This is a genomic window from Streptomyces sp. R-74717, from assembly GCF_047305335.1.
GTDB classification, from domain to species: Bacteria; Actinomycetota; Actinomycetes; order Streptomycetales; family Streptomycetaceae; genus Streptomyces; species Streptomyces atratus.
In genome coordinates, this window is record NZ_CP102361.1 from 1,153,634 (window position 1) to 1,172,079 (window position 18,446).

Here is an 18,446-nt window from a genome sequence, read left to right on the forward strand (position 1 = left end):
CCGCCCCCTCACACCGCGTCGGCCAGCACCAGTGAGTGGATGCGGTCGGGCGCACCGGGGCGGGCGTAGTACCAGCCCTGGGCCGTGTCGCACCCCAGCTCCCGCAGCTGCTCCGCCTGGGCCCCGGTCTCCACGCCCTCCACCGTGACCGCGAGGTCCAGGCTGTGGGCCAGCGAGACGATTCCCTCGACGATCTTCAGATCGACCGGATCCGCCGGATGCTGCTGCATGCCCTGCGTGAAGGAACGGTCCAGCTTGAGGACGCTCACCGGAAGCCTGCGCAGGTTCGCCAGGTTCGAGTACCCGGTGCCGAAGTCGTCGAGTGCTATGTCGACGCCCATTTCCGCCAGTTGCCGCAGCGGCTTCAGCAGATCGTCGTCCGCGCCGATGAGCGCGGACTCGGTGACCTCCAGGCACAGGGCCCCGGGTTCGAGCCCCGACCGCTCCAGCACGTCCACCGTCTCGGCGACCAGCCGCGGATGGTGCAACTGGGTCGGCGAGAGGTTGACATTTATCCGCAGCGGACCGCCGTCGCTGTGCCGCTCCTGCCAGAAGTGGGCCTGCCGCACGGACTCCTCCAGCACCCAGCGGCCGAGCGGCACGATCAGCCCGGTGTGCTCGGCGAGCGGGATGAACCGGTCGGGACCGAGCACCCCGTGCTGCGGGTGGCACCAGCGCACCAGTGCCTCCGCACCGTGCACCGTGCCGTCGCCGAGGTGTACGAGGGGCTGGTACTCGATGAAGAACTCACCGCGCTCCAGTGCGGCGGGCAGCGCGGTGGTCAGCCCGTGCCGGGTGATGGCACGGGCATCCGCCTCGGCGTCGGCGAGCTCGAAGCGGTTGCCACCCGCCGACTTGGCCCGGTACATCGTGATGTCGGCGCTGCGCAGTACCTCGGCGGCGGTGCGTTCGCCGGCCCTTCGACGACCCCGATGGATCCGCGTACGGTCAGCTCACGACCCTCCAGCCGGATCGGGGTTCCGAGCACGCCGAGGATGCGGCAGGCCAGCTCGTCGACCTCCGTCCGGGTGTCGGGGCCGGTGGTCAGGGCCACGAACTCGTCGCCGCCGAGCCGAGCCACCATCTCGCCGGGCGCGGTCGCACAGCTCTGCAGCCGGTCGGCCACCTCGACCAGCAGCCGGTCCCCCGACGCGTGGCCGAGACTGTCGTTGATCGCCTTGAAGCCGTCGAGGTCCAGGTAGCACAGGCCGAAGCGGCTGCCGTCGTGGGCGGAGAGCGCCTTCTCCAGCCGTTCGAAGAACAGCGTCCGGTTGGGCAGACCGGTGAGCGCGTCATGCGTGGCCTCGTACCGCAGGCGCAGGTTGAGCAGCCGGCGCTCCGTGGTGTCCTCCAACAGCGCCAGCTGATACTCCGGCCTGCCCTCGGAGTCGCGCAGCAGCGACACCGTCAGATTGGTCCACAGCACGGTGCCGTCGTTGCGGTAGTACGGCTTTTCGACCCGGTAGTGCTCGCGTTCGCCACGTACCAGCTCGTTGTAGTACTTCCATACCTGGGGTGAGTCCTCGGGGTGGACCCACTCGTTGATCTTGTGGCTGCGCACATGATGTTCGAGCCCGCCGAACATCCGGGTGAGCGTGTCGTTGACCTCCAGCACATTGCCGTCCAGATCGGCGATCCCGATGCCGATGGCCGCGTCCTTGAAGACGGCGCGGAAGCGTGCCTCGGTGGCGTGCAGAGCCTGCTCGGCGTCCGAGCGGGCGGTGAGCGCCGAGCGGGCGATGGCCTCCTGTTCGGCGAGGGTCCGCTCGCGCAGCGCCTGGGTGAAGCCGCCGGCGAGGGCATGCTGTATCCGGGCGCAGCGGGCTCTGCTGTCCTCGGTCGACAGCGCCGTCGCGCCGTTGCTTCCGCAGTAGAGGACGAGGTACGAGTCGATGACGCCGAGCGTGCTGCTGAGTGCGTCCGGATCCGTGCAGTGCGCGGCCACGAGGGCGACGCCCACCTCGCTCGCGGGCGTCGCCTCGAAGGGCCGCGCGTGCAGGATGTCGCTGAGCCCGCGGGCCAGCGGCAGCAGATGCTGTTCGAACTCCGTGCGCGTCATGGAGGTGGCCGTCGACGGGAAGACGGCCCGGCTCCAGATCGTGGCGAATCTCCGGAGCCGGTCCTCGGGCCCGCCGGGCTCCGTGTCGGGCGTCCCGGACGACTGGGCGGGAATGCTCACGCCTTGCGTCCCACCCCTGCGAAGCCCGAGAAGGCAAATGGGTCCTCGTGCTCCACCGCATGGGGCGTGTCGGGGCGCCAGTTCGGCATCGACACGAGTCCGGGCTCGACCATCTCGTGTCCCTCGAAGAAGCGGGCGATCTCTTCGCGCGACCGCATGACCAGGGGGTTGCGGATGTTGTTGTAGACGCCGACCGCGCCACCCGCCTCCTCCCGGGTGAGCGGAATCCCCTCGTACGAGGCGTGGGTGATGACGATGAGGCTGCCGGGGGCGAGTCCCTCGCGCAGTTCGGCGACCGCGGCGTGCGGGTCGTCGGAGTCCTCGATGAAGTGGAGTACGGCGACGAGCAGCAGAGCCACCGGTCGGTCCAGATCGAGCAGTTGGGAGATCGCCGGGCTTTTCACGATCTCCTGCGGGCGGCGCAGATCCGCGGCGGCGATCACCGCCCGGTCGTTTCCTTCGAGTACGGCCCGGCTGTGCGCGACCGCAACGGGGTCGTGATCGACATACGCCACCCGGGCCTCGGGGTCGGCAGCCTGGGCGACTTCGTGCACATTCCCGAAAGTCGGTATTCCGGAACCGATGTCCAGAAACTGGGTGATGCCCTCGCTCACCGCATAACGCACGGCCCTGCGCATAAAGGCGCGATTCGCCTGCATGATCTTGGGGAGTCCCGGCATGAACTCCATGGCCTTGCGAGCCGCTTCCCGGTCCACCTCGAAATTGTGCGATCCGCCCAGATAGAAGTCGTACATGCGGGACACGCTCGGCACCAAAATGTCTATGCCTTGCGGTGCCCAGGCGGGACGCTCCATCGATGTCTCCAACAAGTCGCCACGGCGATCCGGCCATGTTCATGGTCAGTGTTGACCAGAGGCTACTGATCGACCGCCAGGAGAGCGAGCGGAAACGGAAATTACCCGTCCGTTATTGGTCACACACCAGTGGCATGTGCAACCGGTCCGTCGCTGCGTGTGACATTCGACGACGGACCGGCCCCGGAGAGGCACTACCGGGCTACTTGGGGGCGCCCACCAGTTTGGCGTCGGGGGACACCGCGTACCATGTACCCCCGACGCCTTGGCCGTTGGTGTCTCCGGGCTTCACATCGCCGGAGAAGGTATGGACCGGCCAACAGTCGATGGCCTGCTGCTTGATTCCGTCAGGCCGATTGAAGGTGACAAAACCCTTGGTCGTGACGCCTTTGGCGGCTTTCTTTGCCAATGGAGCAACGACCGGCCACTTCGAGAGACAGGCACCTGTGCAGGCCGACTTCATCGGCCATGCGACGTTCCTCTTGAACCGATGGGCCGTCATGCCGCGCTTGTCCACGACGATGTCCCCGAGTTTCGGATCCTTGCGGACCAAAAGCCCCGCGAGTTCGGCCGGTTCGGCGCCGGCCGGGCTGTCGGCGTTCACCCCGGCCTTCCTGCCGTCCGGTGCGGACGCGAACCAGGTGCCGCCCACGCCCTGCCCATGGGCGTCGCCGGGCGCGGTGTCCTTGACATAGCGGTCCATCGGCCAGCCCGCAATGGTGAGTTGCCGACTGCCGTCGGAGCGGGTGACCTTGCCGATCAGTGCGGGATCGGCACCGGCCGCCGCCGTGACATTGCCCGCGGGCACCACCGGCCAGATCTTCGCGCACTCGCCTTCGCAATGCGACTTGGGCGGCCTCGCGGTGTCCTTGTCGAAGCGGTAGAGCGTGAAACCCTCACTGTCCGTGAGGACCTTGCCGAGCTTCTTGCTGTTCCACACCCCGAGCCGGCCGGCCTGCTTGCCCGTGCCGCCCTGCTCCGCGCCGTCGGAGCCGCTGCCGGGGCCGTAACCGTTGTCCGATCCGTAGCCGCTTCCCGTCTCCTGTCCGGCCGGGTCGGCGTTGCCCACGATCTGCCCCTTGGGGGTCTCGGTTCCCTTCTCCTGACCGCACGCCGTCGTCAGCGCCTACAGGGCCGCCCACCGTCACAGCGAGCGAGGCGTTCCGCCAGGTGCTCATGTCACCTCCCGTTCATGCCAAGTGAGTTGTGACGCGTCTTCGCGTCATCCATGGCCTTGGGTACGGGCGGCGGCCCCCTCTTTGTTCAACGCGTTCACAGAATTGCCCTGAGCCGCAAACACCCGGCGCCCCATGTCCCCACCTTCAGGGGAATCCGGTCCGCACCCGGCGTGCGCTGCGACCGGCCGGAACATGCTCCCCGTCGTGTACGGATCACTCATAGGGCGGCTCACGGCAGCCGTCGCACTTCTCTGGCTGCTGACCGCCCCGGCACCCGCGGTGGCGGACAACTGCGCGTACGCCTCCATCGGGGAGGGCGGCGGGAGTTCGGCGGTCGCCGTGTCGGGCAACGGTCACTGTCACGCGGGCCCGGCACCCAAGCCGACTCCACCGCCCGCACCTCCACCCCCGCCTCCTCCACCCCCACCCCCACCCCCGCCGCCCCTTCCCGCACCACCGCCCCCCGCACCACCACGACCGGAACCGGAACCGGAGCCCGTGCCACCGCCGCCTTCACCCTCGCCCTCCGTACGCCCCACGCATCTGGCACCCCGGCCCGTGGCGCTCCCCGCCTACCGCAAGCCACCGCGCAAGGTCCCGCGGCGCGGCACCTCCCTGGTCACCCTCACCCTGCTGATCACGGCCCCCGCGGTGTTCGCCGTCGCCGTGCTGCGTCCCCGCTCCCGATGACCTCCGGAGGAACCCATGTCGGAATGGCTTGTTCTCACCCTCGCCATGGTCGCGGCGAGCGCTGTCGTCCTGACCATCGCCGTACTCAACAACCGCCGGATCGGAGACGATGACGACCCGTCCGAGACCCCTGACGTCATCGAGTACATGACGATGATGATCGGCGTGGTCTACGCGATCGTGCTGGGCCTCGCCATCGCGGGCGTCTGGGAGGGCCGCGGCGCCGCCCAGGAGTACGTACGCCAGGAGGCCCAGGCACTGCACGAGGTGAACGTCCGCTCCGCCGTCTACCCGGCCGAGGCGCGTACGCGCATCCGCGCCGATGTCGACGCCTACGTCCGCCACGTCGTCCACGACGAGTGGCGGTCGATGACCGAGCACGGCTCTCTCACCGACGAGGGGGCCCGGCTCCTCGGCAAGGTGCGCACCGATGTCACCGACTACCGGCCGAGGAACGATCACGAGGGCCAGGCATATCAGCCACTGGTCGATCAGGTCGCCGCGGCCGACGACGCACGCAACGCACGCGGACAGAGTGCCGGTGCGACCATGCCTGGCGTGGTCTGGTTCGGCCTGATCACCGGGGCGCTCGTGACCGTCGGGCTGATCTTCACGCTGCAGATCCGCAGAACCTTCCGTGAACTGCTGCTGGCCGGCCTCTTCAGCGTCCTGATCGCCTTTCTCCTCTTCCTGATCTGGGACTTCGACTCCCCCTTCGGCCGGGGAATCTCGGCCACCGCGGCGCCGTTCCTCGATCTGTTCCCGGGCGCGGCGGGCGGATAGCGGTCCGCCGACATGCCGGCGGTGCGCCGCTCGGGGGAAACGGGTGCCCCGGGCGGCGCACTCCGATCGCGGGCAAAATGCGCAACTTATAGCGTTTGGTGCGTCGAGGTGCATTTCTGACGCCATGTGGAAATCCGTTCCGCAACTGCTCCTCGGGGACCCGGAGGATTCACCCATGCGTGCAATAGGTGCCGCACCCGTCGCCCTGCTCGGCGTCGCCGCTCTCGCCCTGACCGCTCCGGCTGCAACCGCATACGCCGCGACGTCGGGAGGCGCGTCCTCCGCGACCGGATACACCGTCACTCCGTCGGTGATCGCGCCGGGGAGCCAGGTCGTCCTGGCCGCCCGGGGGTGCTCCACAACCGCCACAGCCGGCTCCGGAGTTTTCGACACGGTCACCATTCCCAGGGGCGCGGCCGTCGCGGCCACGGTCGACCGGGACGCAATACCTGGCGCCGCCTACGAAGTGACATTTATCTGTAATACGTCGCCCGGCTCCACGGCGCGGACCGCACTCACGGTCCGCGCGGCCTCCGACGCACCCGCCAAGAGTGCCCCGGTCTCGCCGGCCGGTGTACAGGGCGGACTCGGCGGCAGCATCGACAGGATGAACGCCGCGGAGATCGCCGCCGGAACGGCGCTGGCGGTGGTCACGGCCACCGGCACCATCTATGTCGTACGTGAGCGCAAGGGGAGCCGCCCGCACTGAGAGCAGGGCAGTGCGGCCCGATACGCCCGTCGCCCCGAGTCCTGTAAGAGGACTCGGGGCGACGGGCGTATCGGGCCGGCACCACCCGTTCGCCCTTCACTGATCGCCGCCCGGCCGTCCCGCGCTTAGCGTTCCAAGCGTCGCGACGAAGGGAGAATCATGGGCCGGGACAACTGGCGCGTCGAACGGACCAGGCACTCGCCGTGGGGCGCCCTCGCCCTGGTGCTGCTCACCGGCCTGGCATTGATGCAGAACGGCGCGGACTTCTCCCTGGGCCCTCCCCGGCCGGCCGCCGCCACTTCGGTCGACGTCCATCGGGCAGCCCCCGGAGTACCCGGCGACGGCCCTGTCCGGGACGTTGCCACGGCCCGGGCCGGGGTCGGTGCCGGGACCGGATAGCCTCACTGCCGTGACAGACCAACAGCCCCACCAGTTCGAACGTGGCACAGACGGCCCGAGAGTGATCGTCGCAGGCCTGGACGGGTCCGATTCCTCCATGCATGCCGCGGCGTACGCGGCGGGGCTCGCCCGTCGTCAGGGGGCCATGCTCGCCCTCGTCTATGTCCAGCCCGTGCTGCCCGCGGGGGCCGCGCTCGGTGCACCGGTCGCCGATACGACCGGAGAGGTCGCGGAGGGGCTGGTGAACGAGATCCGGGAGGCGACGGAGCGGATGAAGGACATATGGGATGTGCGCTGGGAGTTCCACACCTTCCGCGGTGATCCCTACAACGGACTCGTCACCGCGGCGGACGAACTGAAGGCCGATGCCGTCGTGGTGGGAGCGTCGGAGTCGGCCGGGCACCGGTTCATCGGATCGGTGGCGATCCGGCTGGTGAAGGCGGGCCGTTGGCCCGTCACAGTGGTGCCGTAACCGTCGCGGAATCCTCACCTCGATCGGACGGCACGCCGTCTTTCGCACCGGACCCACCTGGGCCATCATGAGCGCCCGTCAGGGACAGCCGTCAGCGGAGAGGGTGACTCATGGCAAGGCTCCGAGTGGGCGAGGGTGTACTGCGCCGCAAGCCGATCGAGCAGATCGACGAGAAGGGGCCGGCGGGGGACGCCACCACTCAGCTCACCAGAACGCTCGGGTTGTGGCAGCTCACGGCGATCGGCGTGGGCGGCATCATCGGCGCGGGTATCTTCACCCTCGCCGGCACGGTGGCGAACGGCACCGCCGGGCCCGCGGTCCTGATCTCCTTCCTGATCGCGGGTGTGGCGAGCGCGGCGGCCGCCTTCAGCTACGCGGAGTTCGCCGGCCTGATCCCGAAGGCCGGCTCCGCCTACACCTACGGATACGCGGTACTCGGCGAGCTGGTGGGCTGGTTCATCGGCTGGGACCTGTTGCTGGAGTACACGGCGATCGTGGCCGTGGTCGCGATCGGCATCTCCGGCTACTTCAGCTTTCTGCTCGGGGAGATGGGGCTCGAACTGCCGAAGTGGATGCTGGGCGCGCCCGGCACCGGGTCGGGCCATCGCGTGGACCTGTTCGCCGCGCTGCTCTGCCTGCTCGTGGCGTACCTTCTGACCCTCGGCATCAAGAACGCGGCCCGCTTCGAAACGGTCGTGGTGGTCCTGAAGGTCCTGGTCGTCCTGCTGGTCATCGGCGTCGGCGTGTTCCACATCAACACCGCCAACTACAACCCGTTCTTCCCGTTCGGGGTGAGCGGTGCCTTCACCGGTGCGGCCACGGTGTTCTTCGCGGTGTTCGGGTACGACGCCATGTCGACGGCGGCCGAGGAGTCCAAGGACGCCCAGCAGCACATGCCGAAGGCGATCCTGTACTCCCTCGGGATCTCCATGGTCCTCTATGTGGCTGCTTGTCTGGTGCTGACCGGGATGCAGAGCTACAAGGACATCGACCCGGAGTCCGGATTCTCCACGGCCTTCAAGTCGGTGGGGCTCAGCGGACTCGCCGATGTGATCGCGGTGGGCGCGATCATCGGCATCCTCACGGTGATGTTCACCTTCATGCTCGGCGTGACCCGGGTGTGGTTCTCGATGAGCCGCGACGGGCTGCTGCCGAAGTGGTTCGCCAAGACCCACCCGACCCGGCACGTACCGACCCGGGTGACCTGGATCGTCGGCGCGGCCTCGGCGGTGATCGCCGGGTTCCTGCCGATCGGCGAGGCTGCCGAGCTGACGAACATCGGCATTCTGCTCGCGTTCGTGGTGGTGTGCGTCGCGGTGATCGTTCTGCGTTACAAGCAGCCTGATCTGCCGCGTACGTTCCGCACCCCCGGCATGCCGTTCGTGCCTGCCCTGGGTGTGGTGTTCTCGATCTGGCTGATCACCTTTCTGCAGTGGCAGACGTGGGTACGGTTCGCGGTGTGGTTCCTGATCGGTCTGGTGATCTATTTCGGTTACTCGTACCGGAAGTCGGAGATGGCGAAGACACCGGAGACGGGTACGGGGGCGAGTACAGGTACGGGTTGATCCATCGCCTGTGAGAACACCCGGCCGACCGCCGCCCGACCGTTCACCGCACCATTCGCCGCACTGTGCGACCGCTCGTCGCACGGAGCCGCCCGTCGCCTGTTCCTCGGCGCCCCGATGCGTTCGTATACGCCAGTCGGCAGCGAAGCGGCAAGTGGCCACTGCGGGGAAGGGCGTTCACGATGACCACCACGACGACCGATGAGCGGGCCCTGGCGGATCTCCAGCGGGACCACGGCCCCGCCGTTCTCACTTTCCTGCTCGGGCTGACCTTCGGCGACCGGCAGCGGGCCGAGGATCTGCTCCAGGAGACGCTGGTGCGGGCCTGGCAGAACCCGGAGGCCTTCGACGCTCCGTACGCCTCGATGCGGCCCTGGCTCTTCACCGTGGCCCGGCGCCTCGCGATCGATGCGCGCCGCTCCAGGCAGGCCCGGCCGACCGAGGTCAGCGACATCGTGCTGGAGGCCGCCGCGGGCGCGGAGGACACCGCCGAGTCCACGGTCTCGGCCCTCGACGTACGCGATGCGGTACGCACCCTCAGCCCGGAACACCGCGCGGTCCTCGTCCAGATATATTTCCGCGGGCTGAGCGTGGGCGAGACGGCCCGGACTCTCGGTATTCCGGCGGGCACGGTCAAGTCCCGGTCCCACTATGCGCTGCGTCAGCTCTCCCGTAACCTGCCGGGCTACTCCAGCAGGTCCTCCGTGGTGATCAGTGCGAGCAGCGACACGGCCTCCGCGACCTCCATGTAGTCGGCGGCGCAGCGGTCGCAGGACTGCAGATGGCGGGAGACCGTTCGGGTCTCCCCGGCCGTGAGCGCATCGAGAACATAGGCGCCGAGCGACTGCCGCACATGCGCGCCCTCTCCGTGATCGACGGTCATCGCATCCTCGTGTCGTGGACGGATCCTGTCATGACGGATCCTGTCTTTCTGGCCACGTAGGGCGCGCTCCCCCGGTTCAATGCTCCGTGAAGCCCGGTGCCGAGAAGAGAAAGAGGCGAGACGGGATGCGCCCGGAACGTCAGGATGGAACCAGTGGGGGCGGGCTGCTGGTCCCGATGGCCTGGTTGTACGCGGAGTACATCGCCGACGAGCTGCTGCGGACCGGCGATCTGATGGAGCCGTCCACCCTGGAGTACCGAGCGGGGCGGGACGCGCTCGCGCTCACCGTCTTCCTCTCCGACGGTGGGGTGCCCGATGCCCTGCCCGCGGCCCGGATGGACGAGCTGCGGCTGTTGACGGCGTACGGGGCGGCCTGGCGCGGCTGGGTCTGTGAGCGGCTCGACGCACTTGAGGCGGCCCCGCGGCTCGCGCCCGGCGACGCGGATCCAGATCTGGCGCTGGCCCGCGCGGCCTGGCGGTGGCTGGAGGAGACCGAACTGCTCGCGGCCGACCTCGATACGATCGGTCCGCCGCCCTGGGAACCGATGAGCGACGGGGCGGATGCGGAGGAGGCGGCCCAGGTGTGGACGCCGGCCTGGCAGCTGGGGCTGCCGCTGGGGCATCTGGCGATCCATCTGCACTGATCGCCGCCCCACCGGGTGGTCAGGAACCGTGCACCCCCGCACGGTACTTCGGCAGCCGTACCGTGACCTTCATCCCGGCGCCGATGCCCGTCTCGATGACGAGCCCGTAGTCGTCCCCGTACACCTGGCGCAGCCGCTCGTCGACGTTGAGCAGCCCGATTCCGGTCGACTTGCCGCCCTCACCGCGCAGGATGTGACGCAGGCGTTCCGGATCCATGCCGGTGCCGTCGTCCTCGATGACGACCTCGGCCTCCGAACCGGCGTCGAGTGCGCGGATGGTGATGCGGGTCGGGGTCTCCTCCGCTCGAACGGAGTCGGGAACTCGGGGAACGGTGACGGCTCCTTCGAGGCCATGCTTGACGGCGTTCTCGACCAGGGGCTGGAGGCAGAGGAACGGCAGGGCGACGGGCAGCACTTCGGGGGCGACCTGGAGGGTGACCGTGAGCCGTTCTCCGAAGCGGGCCCGTACCAGTGCCAGGTACTGGTCGATGGAGTGGAGTTCGTCGGCGAGGGTGGTGAAGTCGCCGTGGCTGCGGAACGAGTAGCGGGTGAAGTCGGCGAATTCCAGCAGGAGCTCACGGGCCTGCTCGGGGTCGGTGCGGACGAACGAGGCGATGGCGGCCAGTGAGTTGAAGATGAAGTGCGGGGAGATCTGGGCCCGCAGCGCCCTGATCTCGGCCTCGATGAGCTGGGTGCGGGAGCGGTCGAGCTCCGCGAGTTCCAGCTGTACGCAGACCCAGCGGGCCACCTCTCCGGCCGCTCTCGCCAGCACCGCGGATTCACGCGGGGCGTAGGCGATGAGGGTACCCAGGACCCGGTGGTCGACGGTGAGCGGCACGGCGACGGCCCAGCGCAACGGGCAGTCGAGGTCGTCGCAGTCGCTGTGGAAGGCGGTGTCCCTGCCGCTGGCGAGGAGGTCTCGCACCTGGTCCATCACGTGCAGGCCGTGGTGTTCGCCCTCGCCGTCCCAGACGAGCACCCGGTCGCGGTCGGTGAGGCAGAGGGCGTCGGTGCCGAGCAGGGAGCGGAGCCTGCGGGCGGATTTTCGGGCGCTCTCCTCGGTGAGTCCGGCGCGCAGTGGGGGCGCGGCGAGCGAGGCGGTGTGCAGGGTCTCGAAGGTGGCGTGCTCGACGGGGGTTCCGACGTCGCTGGTACGGACCGGGCGGGCGGTGCGGCGGCCGAGCAGGAAGCCTGCGCCGAGCAGCAGGAGGACGAGTACGGCGTATCCGGCCCCGGTCATCGGTGTCTCCACGAGGTCAGGAGGGCCCGGCAGTGGGCAGCGCGGGTGAAGGAACGGGGCTCGGGTGGGTGCATCGCAAGGCGGAGGATTGGGGCAGATGGGGTCTCCCCTGCTCGAACGCAGCCGAGAGCTTGGGGAAGGAGCGTTGGTGATTGACGGCAATGCCGCGAGGTGTGTGCCCCGGCCCCGCGACGCCGCGAAGCCCGCTGCCCGGCCCTCACAGCGCTTCCGGCAGGTGGAAGCGGGTCATGGCGGCATTCGTACCAGGAGGTGTGCGGCCGGGCGTGGCGAGGGACACCAGGACCATGGCGAGGAAGCCGACCGGCACCGACCAGAGGGCGGGCCAGGCGAGCAGGGCGTGCGGCCAGCCGGGCGGGCGTACGGCGCCGCTGACGGTGATGGCGACGGAGAGGAACGCGGAGCCGCCGCCGAGCAGCAGACCGGCGATCGCGCCGGGCGGGGTGAGCCGCCGCCACCAGATGCCGAGGACCAGCAGCGGGCAGAAGGAGGACGCGGAGACGGCGAACGCCATCCCCACCGAGTCGGCCACCGGCACCCGGCTCACCATCAGCGAACCGGCCAGCGGTACGCACATGGCGAGGACGGTGGCCAGCCGGAAGTGCCGTACCCCGCGCGACGGGAGCACGTCCTGGGTGATGACGCCGGCGACGGCCATCGTGAGGCCGGAGGCGGTCGACAGGAACGCGGCGAAGGCGCCGCCCGCAATGAGCGCGCCGAGCACGTCCCCGCCGAGCCCGCCGATGACGCGTTCGGGCAGCAGCAGCACGGCGGCGTCCGCGTCCCCGCCGTGGATCAGCTCGGGGGCGTACAGCCTGCCCAGTGCACCGTAGACCGGCGGCAGCAGATAGAACAGGCCGATGAGGGCGAGAACAGCGACCGTCGTGCGCCGGGCGTCGCGGCCGTTGGGGCTGGTGTAGAAGCGGACGACGACGTGCGGGAGGCCCATGGTGCCGAGGAACGTCGCGACGATCAGCCCGTAGGTGGCGTACAGCGGATGGTCGGCGCGGAACACGGAGAGCTGCTCGTCGAAGTGGACGCGGGGCTGCCCGTCGCCCTGCCAGGCGAGCACCAGGAAGATCGCGGGAACGAGGAGTGCGGTCAGCTTCAGCCAGTACTGGAAGACCTGTACGAAGGTGATGGACCGCATGCCACCCGCGGCGACGGCGATGACGACGACGGAGGCCACGAGCACATCGCCGAACCAGCCGGGCGCCCCGGTCAGGATCTTGAGCGTCAGTCCCGCACCCTGGAGCTGCGGTACGAGATAGAGCCAGCCCGCCGCGACGACGAAGACGCTCACCAGCCGGCGCACCTGCCGCGATTCCAGCCGCCCCTCGGCGAAGTCGGGCAGGGTGTACGCCCCCGAGCGGCGCAGCGGTGCGGCGACGAACACCAGCAGCACCAGATATCCCGCGGTGTATCCGACCGGGTACCAGAGCATGTCCGGGCCGTGCACGAGCACCAGGCCGGCGATCCCGAGGAAGGAGGCGGCGGAGAGGTATTCGCCGCTGATCGCTGCGGCGTTGAGCCGGGGCCGTACGGTGCGTGAGGCGACGTAGAAGTCGGAGGTGGTACGGGAGATGCGCAGTCCGAAACCGCCGACGAGGACGGTCGCGACGACGACGGCCGCGACGGCCGCCACCGCGTACGTACGGCTCACTGTGCGGGGCGGCCTTCCACGAGCCGGGCGAAGTCGCGTTCGTTGCGCTCGGCCCGTCGCACGTACCACCAGGCGGCCAGGGTCAGTGGCGGATAGGCGGCGAACCCCAGGACCGCCCAGACGAGCGCGGCGCTGTGCAGCGCTTCGAAGACCAGCGGCAGCGTGCCGACGACCACGGCGAGGACGGTGAACGCGGTGAGTCCGGCCCGCAGTTGGCTGCGCATCAGCGAACGGACGTAGGCGCCGCCGAGTGCGGTCTGCTCGTCGATCTCCGACTGGGTGCGGTAGCGCGGCAGCGGGCGCACCCGCCGGGGCTCCCCCGTCACCACTTCACGCCGGGGCGTTGGATCTGCGGACATGGGCCCGGAGTGTACGCAGCACCGGACGGTCGTGGGAAGGGGTTCCAGCCCGGGCAGGGCCTGGTCAGCGGCCGGTCTGGCGCATCAGGAGATCGCGCAGCGCACGGGCGTGGCGACGGCTCACGGCGAGCTCCGCAGCGCCGATGCGCACGCTCATGCTGCCCGCATCGAGGCGGAGTTCGTCGATCCGCCCCAGCGCGACGAGATGGCGGCGGTGGATGCGTACGAAGCCGCGCGAGCGCCAGCGTTCCTCCAGGGTGGTGAGGGGGACGCGGACGAGGTGGCTGCCGTTGTCGGTATGCAGCCTGGCGTAGTCGCCCTGGGCCTCGGCGTAGGCGATGTCGTCGATCGGGATGAACCGGATCACTCCGCCGAGCTCCACCGGTATCTGGTCGTTCGCGGTGTCGAGTGCGGGTGCGGAGCGGTCGCCGACCTGTTCGGCCACGCGCCGTACCGCTTCGGCGAGGCGTTCGCGGCGTACCGGCTTGAGGACGTAGTCGACGGCTTTCAGGTCAAAGGCATGGACGGCGAAGCCCTCGTGTGCGGTGACGAAGACGATGAGCGGGGGCGCGGCGAATCCGGCCAGCAGCTGGGCGACGTCGAGACCGGTGAGGCCCGCCATGTGGATGTCGAGGAAGACGACGTCGATGGCGGACGGGTCGTCGGGGCCCGCCTCGACGGCGCTGCCGATGCGGCGCAGCGCCTCGGTTGCCCCGGTGGCGCCCTCGGCGCTGCGGATGCGGGGGTCGGCGCGCAGGAGGTAGAGGAGTTCCTCCAGGGCGGGTTCTTCGTCGTCGACGGCGAGTACGCGCAGCATGGGGCGGAGTTTAGGGCGTACACGGGGGTTCCGCGCTGAGTCATTCACCGCTTCTTTCCGTACCGGACAGCATGCGCACCCTGGAACCTCGTCGTGATGTCGGCGCCCATGCACTGGGTGTACTCGGCGCCGCCGATGCCTTCCGGTTCGAGAAGCATCTGGCGGAGTGTGCCCGGTCCCGGCTCATGGCGGCGGAGTTCGCCGGGGTGGCGGCCGTGGTCGAGGAAGACGCGCAGGGCTTCGGCTTCCGGCAGTTCGGGCATGGTTCCAGGCTGCCGAAGCCGTCGCCCGGATGCCTGTCAGAGGCCGTACACGCGCTCGGCCGTGGTGGCGAGGACGCGAGCCCGCTCGTCCTCGGTGAGGGCGTCGGTCAGGGTGTGTGCCGCTTCGACGACCTCCTCGTACGTCGCGGCGAGCCGGCACACCGGCCAGTCCGAGCCGAACATCATCCGGCCGGGGCCGAAGGCGTCCAGGACGGTGTCGGCGTACGGGCGCAGATCGCTCACGGTCCAGGAGTGCACATCGGCCTCGGTGACCAGGCCGGAGAGTTTGCACACAGTGTTGGGGCGGGCGGCGAGGGCCCGGAGGTCGTCGGCCCAGGGTTGCAGTTCACCGGTGGCGACGGGCGGCTTGCCGGCGTGATCGAGTACGAAGGTCAGCCCGGGCAGCAGGGCTGCGGCCTCGACCGTGGCGGGCAGCTGGTGGGCGTGGACGACGAGGTCGTAGACGAGCCCTGCGTCGGCGACGGCACGCAGTCCGCGCCGGACGTCGGGGCGCAGCAGCCACTCGGGGTCGGGTTCGCCCTGGACCTGGTGGCGAATACCGACGAGCCGGTCGCCGCCGGGGAGTTCACGCAGCGCGGCAAGGGTGTCGGCGACGTCCGGCGCCGTGAGGTCGCACCAGCCGACGACGCCCGCGACGAGGGCGTTGTCGTGGGCGAGGGCCAGGAACTCGGGCGTCTCCTCGGGGACGGTGACGGTCTGGACGAGGACGGTGGCGCACACCCCGACGGCGCGCGCCTCGGGCTCCAGGTCGGCGAGGGTGAACGTACGCCGGAGCGGGGCGAGTCCGTCGCCGGTCATCCATTCCTGGTCGCGCACCGACAGATCCCACACATGGTGGTGGGCGTCGACGATCCGTTGCTGACCGGTCATGTCACAGCTCCCAGGCGACCGGGAGACCGGCTTCGGCGCCGTCCGCCGAGTAGTCGTGCGCGACGTCGAGGAGCTCGTCCATCCTCGCCTGCCAGGCGACATTGACGGGGAGTTTCTCCAGTTCGGCGAGGAGTGCGGCGTAGTCCTCGCAGTCGATGACGTGGAAGAGATCGGTGCCGCTGCGCCAGATCGTCCAGGACGTGGCGCCCGCTGCGCGGATCGCGGTGGTCAGCTCCGCGGGGACTTCGCGGTGCGCGGCCTCGTACTCCTCGATGCGGTCGGCGCGGACCTTGGTGTGCAGGGCGATTCTCATGTCAGTGTCCGTCCTCGGTCAGCAGGCCCTCGGCGCGCAGGTCGTCCCAGAGGGCGTCCGGGATCTCGCGGCGGAGCAGGGCGGCGGCGTCGCGCACCTCGTCCGGGGAGCGGGTGCCGACGAGCACTCCGGCGACGGCCGGGTGCGCGAGCGGGTAGTGGAGGGCCGCGGCCCGCAGCGGGACGCCGTGGCCCTCGGTGACGGCCTTGATGCGCAGCGCCCGGTCCAGGAGGGCCAGGGGTGCGGCCGTGTAGTCGTATGGGGCACCGGGGCGCGGGTCGGCGAGCAGCCCGGAGTTGAAGACCCCGCCGACGACGACGCTGCGGCCGCGGGCGGCCGCCTCGGGCAGCAGTTCGGTCAGGGCGGACTGGTTGAGGAGGGTGTATCGGCCCGCGCAGAGCACGACGTCGACATCGGTGTCGCGCACGAAGCGGGTGAGCATCGCGGTCTGGTTCATGCCCGCGCCGATCGCGCCGATGACGCCCTGTGCGCGCAGCTTCTCCAGTTCGGGGTATGCCTCGTCGAACGCGGCCTCCGCGTGGTCGTCCGGGTCGTGCAAATACGCGATGTCGAGGCGGTCGAGGCCGAGCCGTTCCAGGCTGTCCTCGATGCTGCGGCGCACGCCTTCGGCACTGAAGTCCCAGCGGCGGCGGTGCGTGGCCCGTACGGCGAAGCCCTCGGAGAGACCGTCGGACATGTTCTCGCAGGCCGTACCGGTGTCGGCGGGCAGCGGGTCGAGCACCCGTCCCACCTTGGTGGACAGCACATACGAGTCGCGGGGTCTGGCGCGCAGGGCCTCGCCGAGCCGTCGTTCGGAGAGGCCGAGCCCGTAGTGCGGCGCGGTGTCGAAGTAGCGGACGCCCTCGTCCCATGCGGCGTCGACGGCGGCCGCCGCCTGCGCGGGGTCGACGGCGGTGAAGAGATTGCCGATGGCAGCCGCTCCGAAGGACAGCTCGGTGATCTCGACCGCGCTGCTTCCCAGCCTGTTGCGCCGCATGCTTCCGCCGCCCTCCCCGTTGATCGCTTCCTGCACACAGCGAATATTCATCGGATCACTTGGGCACGTCAACACCTCAGGCACCATGAGCCGCGGCACATTCCCAGAAATCTGTCCGATCTATGGCCGATCGGGGCGCAGGCCGTTCACTGAGCGGGCAGCAGGGCGAGCAGCTGCGCCACCTCGTCGTCGGCGCAGCCCGCCAGCCGCTCCAGATCGGGCAGCGCCTTGCCGTCGGCCACCAGCCCGACCTGCACCCGGCCACCGTATGTGGACAGGGCGATGGCCAGGGACTGCCCGCGGGCCAGCGGCGCCATGGGGTAGACGGCGCGCAGCGGGCAGCCGCCGAGCGAGAGCGCCGAACGCGGCAGGGGCACGCTGGTGACCAGGACGTCGAAGAGCATCCTGGCCGCGTTCCCGGCGATCGGTGCGCCGAAGCGATGGGCCAGCGAGGGCAGTTGATCGGCGAGTACGGCAACCGCGCCGGCGCCGCGGAAGGGTCCCGCAGCCTTGTTGCGGTCCATGGCCGCGCGGACGGTACGGAGCCGCTTCCACGGGTCGGGCTCGGAGACGGGGAGCCCGAGCAGATAGGCGGACAGCTTGTTCCCGCTCGCGGCGGCCTGGCCCGGTCTGCGGCGGGAGACCGGCACCAGGGCGCGCGGGTCCTCGGCGGGCAGCGGTTCGCCGCGCTCCAGCATCCAGCGGCGCAACGCCCCGGCGACGACTGCGAGCAGGACATCGTTGGTCGTGCCTCCGGCGGCCCGCCGGATCCGCTGGACGGCGTCGAGGTCCAGATCCGCAGTGACCAGCCGCCGGGTGCCGCTGGAGCTCGCGGTGAGCGCGGGCGCGCCACGCAGATCGAGGCGACTGGCCCGCACCATGGAGGCACCGACCCCGAACGCCCGTCCGAGATCCTCGATCCGGCCCAGCGCGAGACCGGCGACCTGGCGCGGACCCGGCATCCAGGAGCGGGGCGGGACCGCGCGAGCGCGGCGGGCGGGCATGCCGCTGCGGGCACGACCGGCGACGGAGGCGATCTCGTCGAAGATCCCGGCTCCGATGGCGACCGCGCGCATTCCGTCGGCGAGCGCGTGGTGGAGCTTGACGAGCACCGCGAAGGGGCCACCCTCGGCGCCGCCGATCACATACATCTGCCAGGGCGGCAGACCCCGTTCGAGCGGCCGCTCCATCAGTTCACCGGCGAGCCGGGTGGCGCCCGCCATGAATCCGCCGTCCTCGCCCCGCGACTCAGCCTCGGTCAGCCGCACCCACTCGATGTGCCGGTGCACATCGAAGTCCTTGTCCACGAACCAGGCCGCACCGCCGACCGGCAGCAGTACGTCCCTGACCCGCATCCGCAGCCGGGGAATCGCGGCGGCGCGGATGCCCAGCAGCTCCAGCACGGTCTCCGGCCCGGCGCCCTGCGCCGCGTCGGGCGGAGGCGAGAAGACGGCGAGCGCGCCGAGGTGCATGGGGTGGGCATCGGATTCGAGATGCCAGAAGGCCAGATCGAGAGGTGCCAGTAGCTCAGTGCCCAACGGGTCCTCATGTCATCGGAGACAACGACT

19 protein-coding genes and 2 pseudogenes are annotated in these 18,446 nt (G+C 70.0%); 8 read left to right on the forward strand and 13 right to left on the reverse strand.

Features of this window, described 5'->3' with window-relative positions; all coding sequences use genetic code 11:
* Positions 1–8: 8 nt before the first annotated feature.
* The 3 genes and pseudogenes from NRF20_RS05270 to NRF20_RS05280 all read right to left on the reverse strand — a co-directional run bounded on the left by NRF20_RS05270 (position 9) and on the right by NRF20_RS05280 (position 4,172).
* Positions 9–2,179, reverse strand: a pseudogene (locus NRF20_RS05270) (putative bifunctional diguanylate cyclase/phosphodiesterase).
* A complete protein-coding gene (locus NRF20_RS05275; RefSeq protein ID WP_398633646.1) occupies positions 2,176–2,994 on the reverse strand; it encodes an SAM-dependent methyltransferase in 819 nt (272 codons plus the stop codon). Before NRF20_RS05275 ends, NRF20_RS05270 begins: the two are co-directional and overlap by 4 nt.
* 202 nt (positions 2,995–3,196) lie before the next feature.
* A pseudogene (locus tag NRF20_RS05280) lies at positions 3,197–4,172 on the reverse strand (SCO0930 family lipoprotein).
* A gap of 498 nt (positions 4,173–4,670) precedes the next feature.
* Here NRF20_RS05280 and NRF20_RS05285 point away from each other — a divergent pair.
* The 7 genes from NRF20_RS05285 to NRF20_RS05315 all read left to right on the forward strand — a co-directional run bounded on the left by NRF20_RS05285 (position 4,671) and on the right by NRF20_RS05315 (position 9,542).
* On the forward strand, positions 4,671–4,862 hold the full coding sequence (locus tag NRF20_RS05285) for a hypothetical protein (RefSeq protein WP_266355373.1): 192 nt from the start codon (positions 4,671–4,673) through the stop codon (positions 4,860–4,862).
* A 15-nt stretch (positions 4,863–4,877) separates the two neighbouring features.
* Entirely contained in the window at positions 4,878–5,645 is a 768-nt protein-coding gene (locus NRF20_RS05290) for a hypothetical protein (RefSeq protein ID WP_413752100.1), read from the forward strand.
* A gap of 175 nt (positions 5,646–5,820) precedes the next feature.
* Positions 5,821–6,354 carry a hypothetical protein gene (locus tag NRF20_RS05295; protein ID WP_398633648.1) on the forward strand — a complete coding sequence of 178 codons (534 nt, stop codon included), beginning with the start codon at positions 5,821–5,823 and terminating at the stop codon, positions 6,352–6,354.
* A 159-nt stretch (positions 6,355–6,513) separates the two neighbouring features.
* Positions 6,514–6,753: a hypothetical protein gene (locus tag NRF20_RS05300; RefSeq protein WP_398633649.1), complete on the forward strand. Its 240-nt coding sequence runs from the start codon at positions 6,514–6,516 to the stop codon at positions 6,751–6,753.
* A 10-nt stretch (positions 6,754–6,763) separates the two neighbouring features.
* Positions 6,764–7,225, forward strand: coding sequence for a universal stress protein (locus tag NRF20_RS05305; protein ID WP_266355378.1), 462 nt, complete (start codon positions 6,764–6,766; stop codon positions 7,223–7,225).
* A 110-nt stretch (positions 7,226–7,335) separates the two neighbouring features.
* Entirely contained in the window at positions 7,336–8,790 is a 1,455-nt protein-coding gene (locus NRF20_RS05310; RefSeq protein WP_398633650.1) for an amino acid permease, read from the forward strand.
* 182 nt (positions 8,791–8,972) lie between these two features.
* The gene (locus tag NRF20_RS05315; RefSeq protein ID WP_398633651.1) at positions 8,973–9,542 is read left to right on the forward strand and encodes a sigma-70 family RNA polymerase sigma factor; all 570 of its coding nucleotides are present in this window, start codon (positions 8,973–8,975) and stop codon (positions 9,540–9,542) included.
* Here NRF20_RS05315 and NRF20_RS05320 read toward each other — a convergent pair.
* Positions 9,476–9,673 (reverse strand): zf-HC2 domain-containing protein, encoded by a 198-nt coding sequence (locus tag NRF20_RS05320; RefSeq protein WP_398633652.1) that lies wholly within the window; start codon positions 9,671–9,673, stop codon positions 9,476–9,478. The two genes, NRF20_RS05315 and NRF20_RS05320, sit on opposite strands and share 67 nt — an antisense overlap.
* 125 nt (positions 9,674–9,798) lie before the next feature.
* Between NRF20_RS05320 and NRF20_RS05325 the strand changes: the two genes are divergently transcribed.
* Positions 9,799–10,317: a hypothetical protein gene (locus tag NRF20_RS05325; protein WP_398633653.1), complete on the forward strand. Its 519-nt coding sequence runs from the start codon at positions 9,799–9,801 to the stop codon at positions 10,315–10,317.
* A gap of 19 nt (positions 10,318–10,336) precedes the next feature.
* On the opposite strand, the gene NRF20_RS05330 is transcribed toward NRF20_RS05325, so the two are convergent.
* The 9 genes from NRF20_RS05330 to NRF20_RS05370 form a co-directional block, all read right to left on the reverse strand.
* Positions 10,337–11,557 carry a sensor histidine kinase gene (locus NRF20_RS05330; protein WP_398633654.1) on the reverse strand — a complete coding sequence of 407 codons (1,221 nt, stop codon included), beginning with the start codon at positions 11,555–11,557 and terminating at the stop codon, positions 10,337–10,339.
* Between the two features lie 217 nt (positions 11,558–11,774).
* Positions 11,775–13,238 carry a cation acetate symporter gene (locus NRF20_RS05335; protein ID WP_413752101.1) on the reverse strand — a complete coding sequence of 488 codons (1,464 nt, stop codon included), beginning with the start codon at positions 13,236–13,238 and terminating at the stop codon, positions 11,775–11,777.
* Positions 13,235–13,597, reverse strand: coding sequence for a hypothetical protein (locus NRF20_RS05340; RefSeq protein WP_266355390.1), 363 nt, complete (start codon positions 13,595–13,597; stop codon positions 13,235–13,237). Before NRF20_RS05340 ends, NRF20_RS05335 begins: the two co-directional genes overlap by 4 nt.
* Positions 13,598–13,661: 64 nt before the next feature.
* On the reverse strand, positions 13,662–14,414 hold the full coding sequence (locus tag NRF20_RS05345) for a LytR/AlgR family response regulator transcription factor (RefSeq protein ID WP_413752102.1): 753 nt from the start codon (positions 14,412–14,414) through the stop codon (positions 13,662–13,664).
* A 44-nt stretch (positions 14,415–14,458) separates the two neighbouring features.
* The gene (locus NRF20_RS05350) at positions 14,459–14,677 is read right to left on the reverse strand and encodes a hypothetical protein (RefSeq protein WP_413752103.1); all 219 of its coding nucleotides are present in this window, start codon (positions 14,675–14,677) and stop codon (positions 14,459–14,461) included.
* Between the two features lie 36 nt (positions 14,678–14,713).
* Entirely contained in the window at positions 14,714–15,568 is an 855-nt protein-coding gene (locus NRF20_RS05355; RefSeq protein ID WP_413752104.1) for an amidohydrolase family protein, read from the reverse strand.
* A 1-nt stretch (position 15,569) separates the two neighbouring features.
* Complete coding sequence (locus NRF20_RS05360) at positions 15,570–15,881, reverse strand: L-rhamnose mutarotase (RefSeq protein WP_189279986.1); 312 nt, start codon at positions 15,879–15,881, stop codon at positions 15,570–15,572.
* A 1-nt stretch (position 15,882) separates the two neighbouring features.
* Positions 15,883–16,878 (reverse strand): aldo/keto reductase, encoded by a 996-nt coding sequence (locus tag NRF20_RS05365; protein WP_413752105.1) that lies wholly within the window; start codon positions 16,876–16,878, stop codon positions 15,883–15,885.
* Between the two features lie 146 nt (positions 16,879–17,024).
* Positions 17,025–18,416 (reverse strand): wax ester/triacylglycerol synthase family O-acyltransferase, encoded by a 1,392-nt coding sequence (locus NRF20_RS05370; RefSeq protein WP_413752106.1) that lies wholly within the window; start codon positions 18,414–18,416, stop codon positions 17,025–17,027.
* Positions 18,417–18,446 lie beyond the last annotated feature (30 nt).

What these genes read in the sequence shown, in the direction of transcription:
- NRF20_RS05275 (WP_398633646.1), bottom strand. Translation starts at nt 2,994, where the DNA reads ATGGAGCGTCCCGCCTGGGCACCGCAAGGCATAGACATTTTGGTGCCG.
- NRF20_RS05290 (WP_413752100.1), top strand. Translation starts at nt 4,878, where the DNA reads ATGTCGGAATGGCTTGTTCTCACCCTCGCCATGGTCGCGGCGAGCGCT.
- NRF20_RS05295 (WP_398633648.1), top strand. Translation starts at nt 5,821, where the DNA reads ATGCGTGCAATAGGTGCCGCACCCGTCGCCCTGCTCGGCGTCGCCGCT.
- NRF20_RS05300 (WP_398633649.1), top strand. Translation starts at nt 6,514, where the DNA reads ATGGGCCGGGACAACTGGCGCGTCGAACGGACCAGGCACTCGCCGTGG.
- NRF20_RS05310 (WP_398633650.1), top strand. Translation starts at nt 7,336, where the DNA reads ATGGCAAGGCTCCGAGTGGGCGAGGGTGTACTGCGCCGCAAGCCGATC.
- NRF20_RS05315 (WP_398633651.1), top strand. Translation starts at nt 8,973, where the DNA reads ATGACCACCACGACGACCGATGAGCGGGCCCTGGCGGATCTCCAGCGG.
- NRF20_RS05320 (WP_398633652.1), bottom strand. Translation starts at nt 9,673, where the DNA reads ATGACCGTCGATCACGGAGAGGGCGCGCATGTGCGGCAGTCGCTCGGC.
- NRF20_RS05325 (WP_398633653.1), top strand. Translation starts at nt 9,799, where the DNA reads ATGCGCCCGGAACGTCAGGATGGAACCAGTGGGGGCGGGCTGCTGGTC.
- NRF20_RS05330 (WP_398633654.1), bottom strand. Translation starts at nt 11,557, where the DNA reads ATGACCGGGGCCGGATACGCCGTACTCGTCCTCCTGCTGCTCGGCGCA.
- NRF20_RS05340 (WP_266355390.1), bottom strand. Translation starts at nt 13,597, where the DNA reads ATGTCCGCAGATCCAACGCCCCGGCGTGAAGTGGTGACGGGGGAGCCC.
- NRF20_RS05345 (WP_413752102.1), bottom strand. Translation starts at nt 14,414, where the DNA reads ATGCTGCGCGTACTCGCCGTCGACGACGAAGAACCCGCCCTGGAGGAA.
- NRF20_RS05350 (WP_413752103.1), bottom strand. Translation starts at nt 14,677, where the DNA reads ATGCCCGAACTGCCGGAAGCCGAAGCCCTGCGCGTCTTCCTCGACCAC.
- NRF20_RS05355 (WP_413752104.1), bottom strand. Translation starts at nt 15,568, where the DNA reads ATGACCGGTCAGCAACGGATCGTCGACGCCCACCACCATGTGTGGGAT.
- NRF20_RS05360 (WP_189279986.1), bottom strand. Translation starts at nt 15,881, where the DNA reads ATGAGAATCGCCCTGCACACCAAGGTCCGCGCCGACCGCATCGAGGAG.
- NRF20_RS05365 (WP_413752105.1), bottom strand. Translation starts at nt 16,878, where the DNA reads ATGCGGCGCAACAGGCTGGGAAGCAGCGCGGTCGAGATCACCGAGCTG.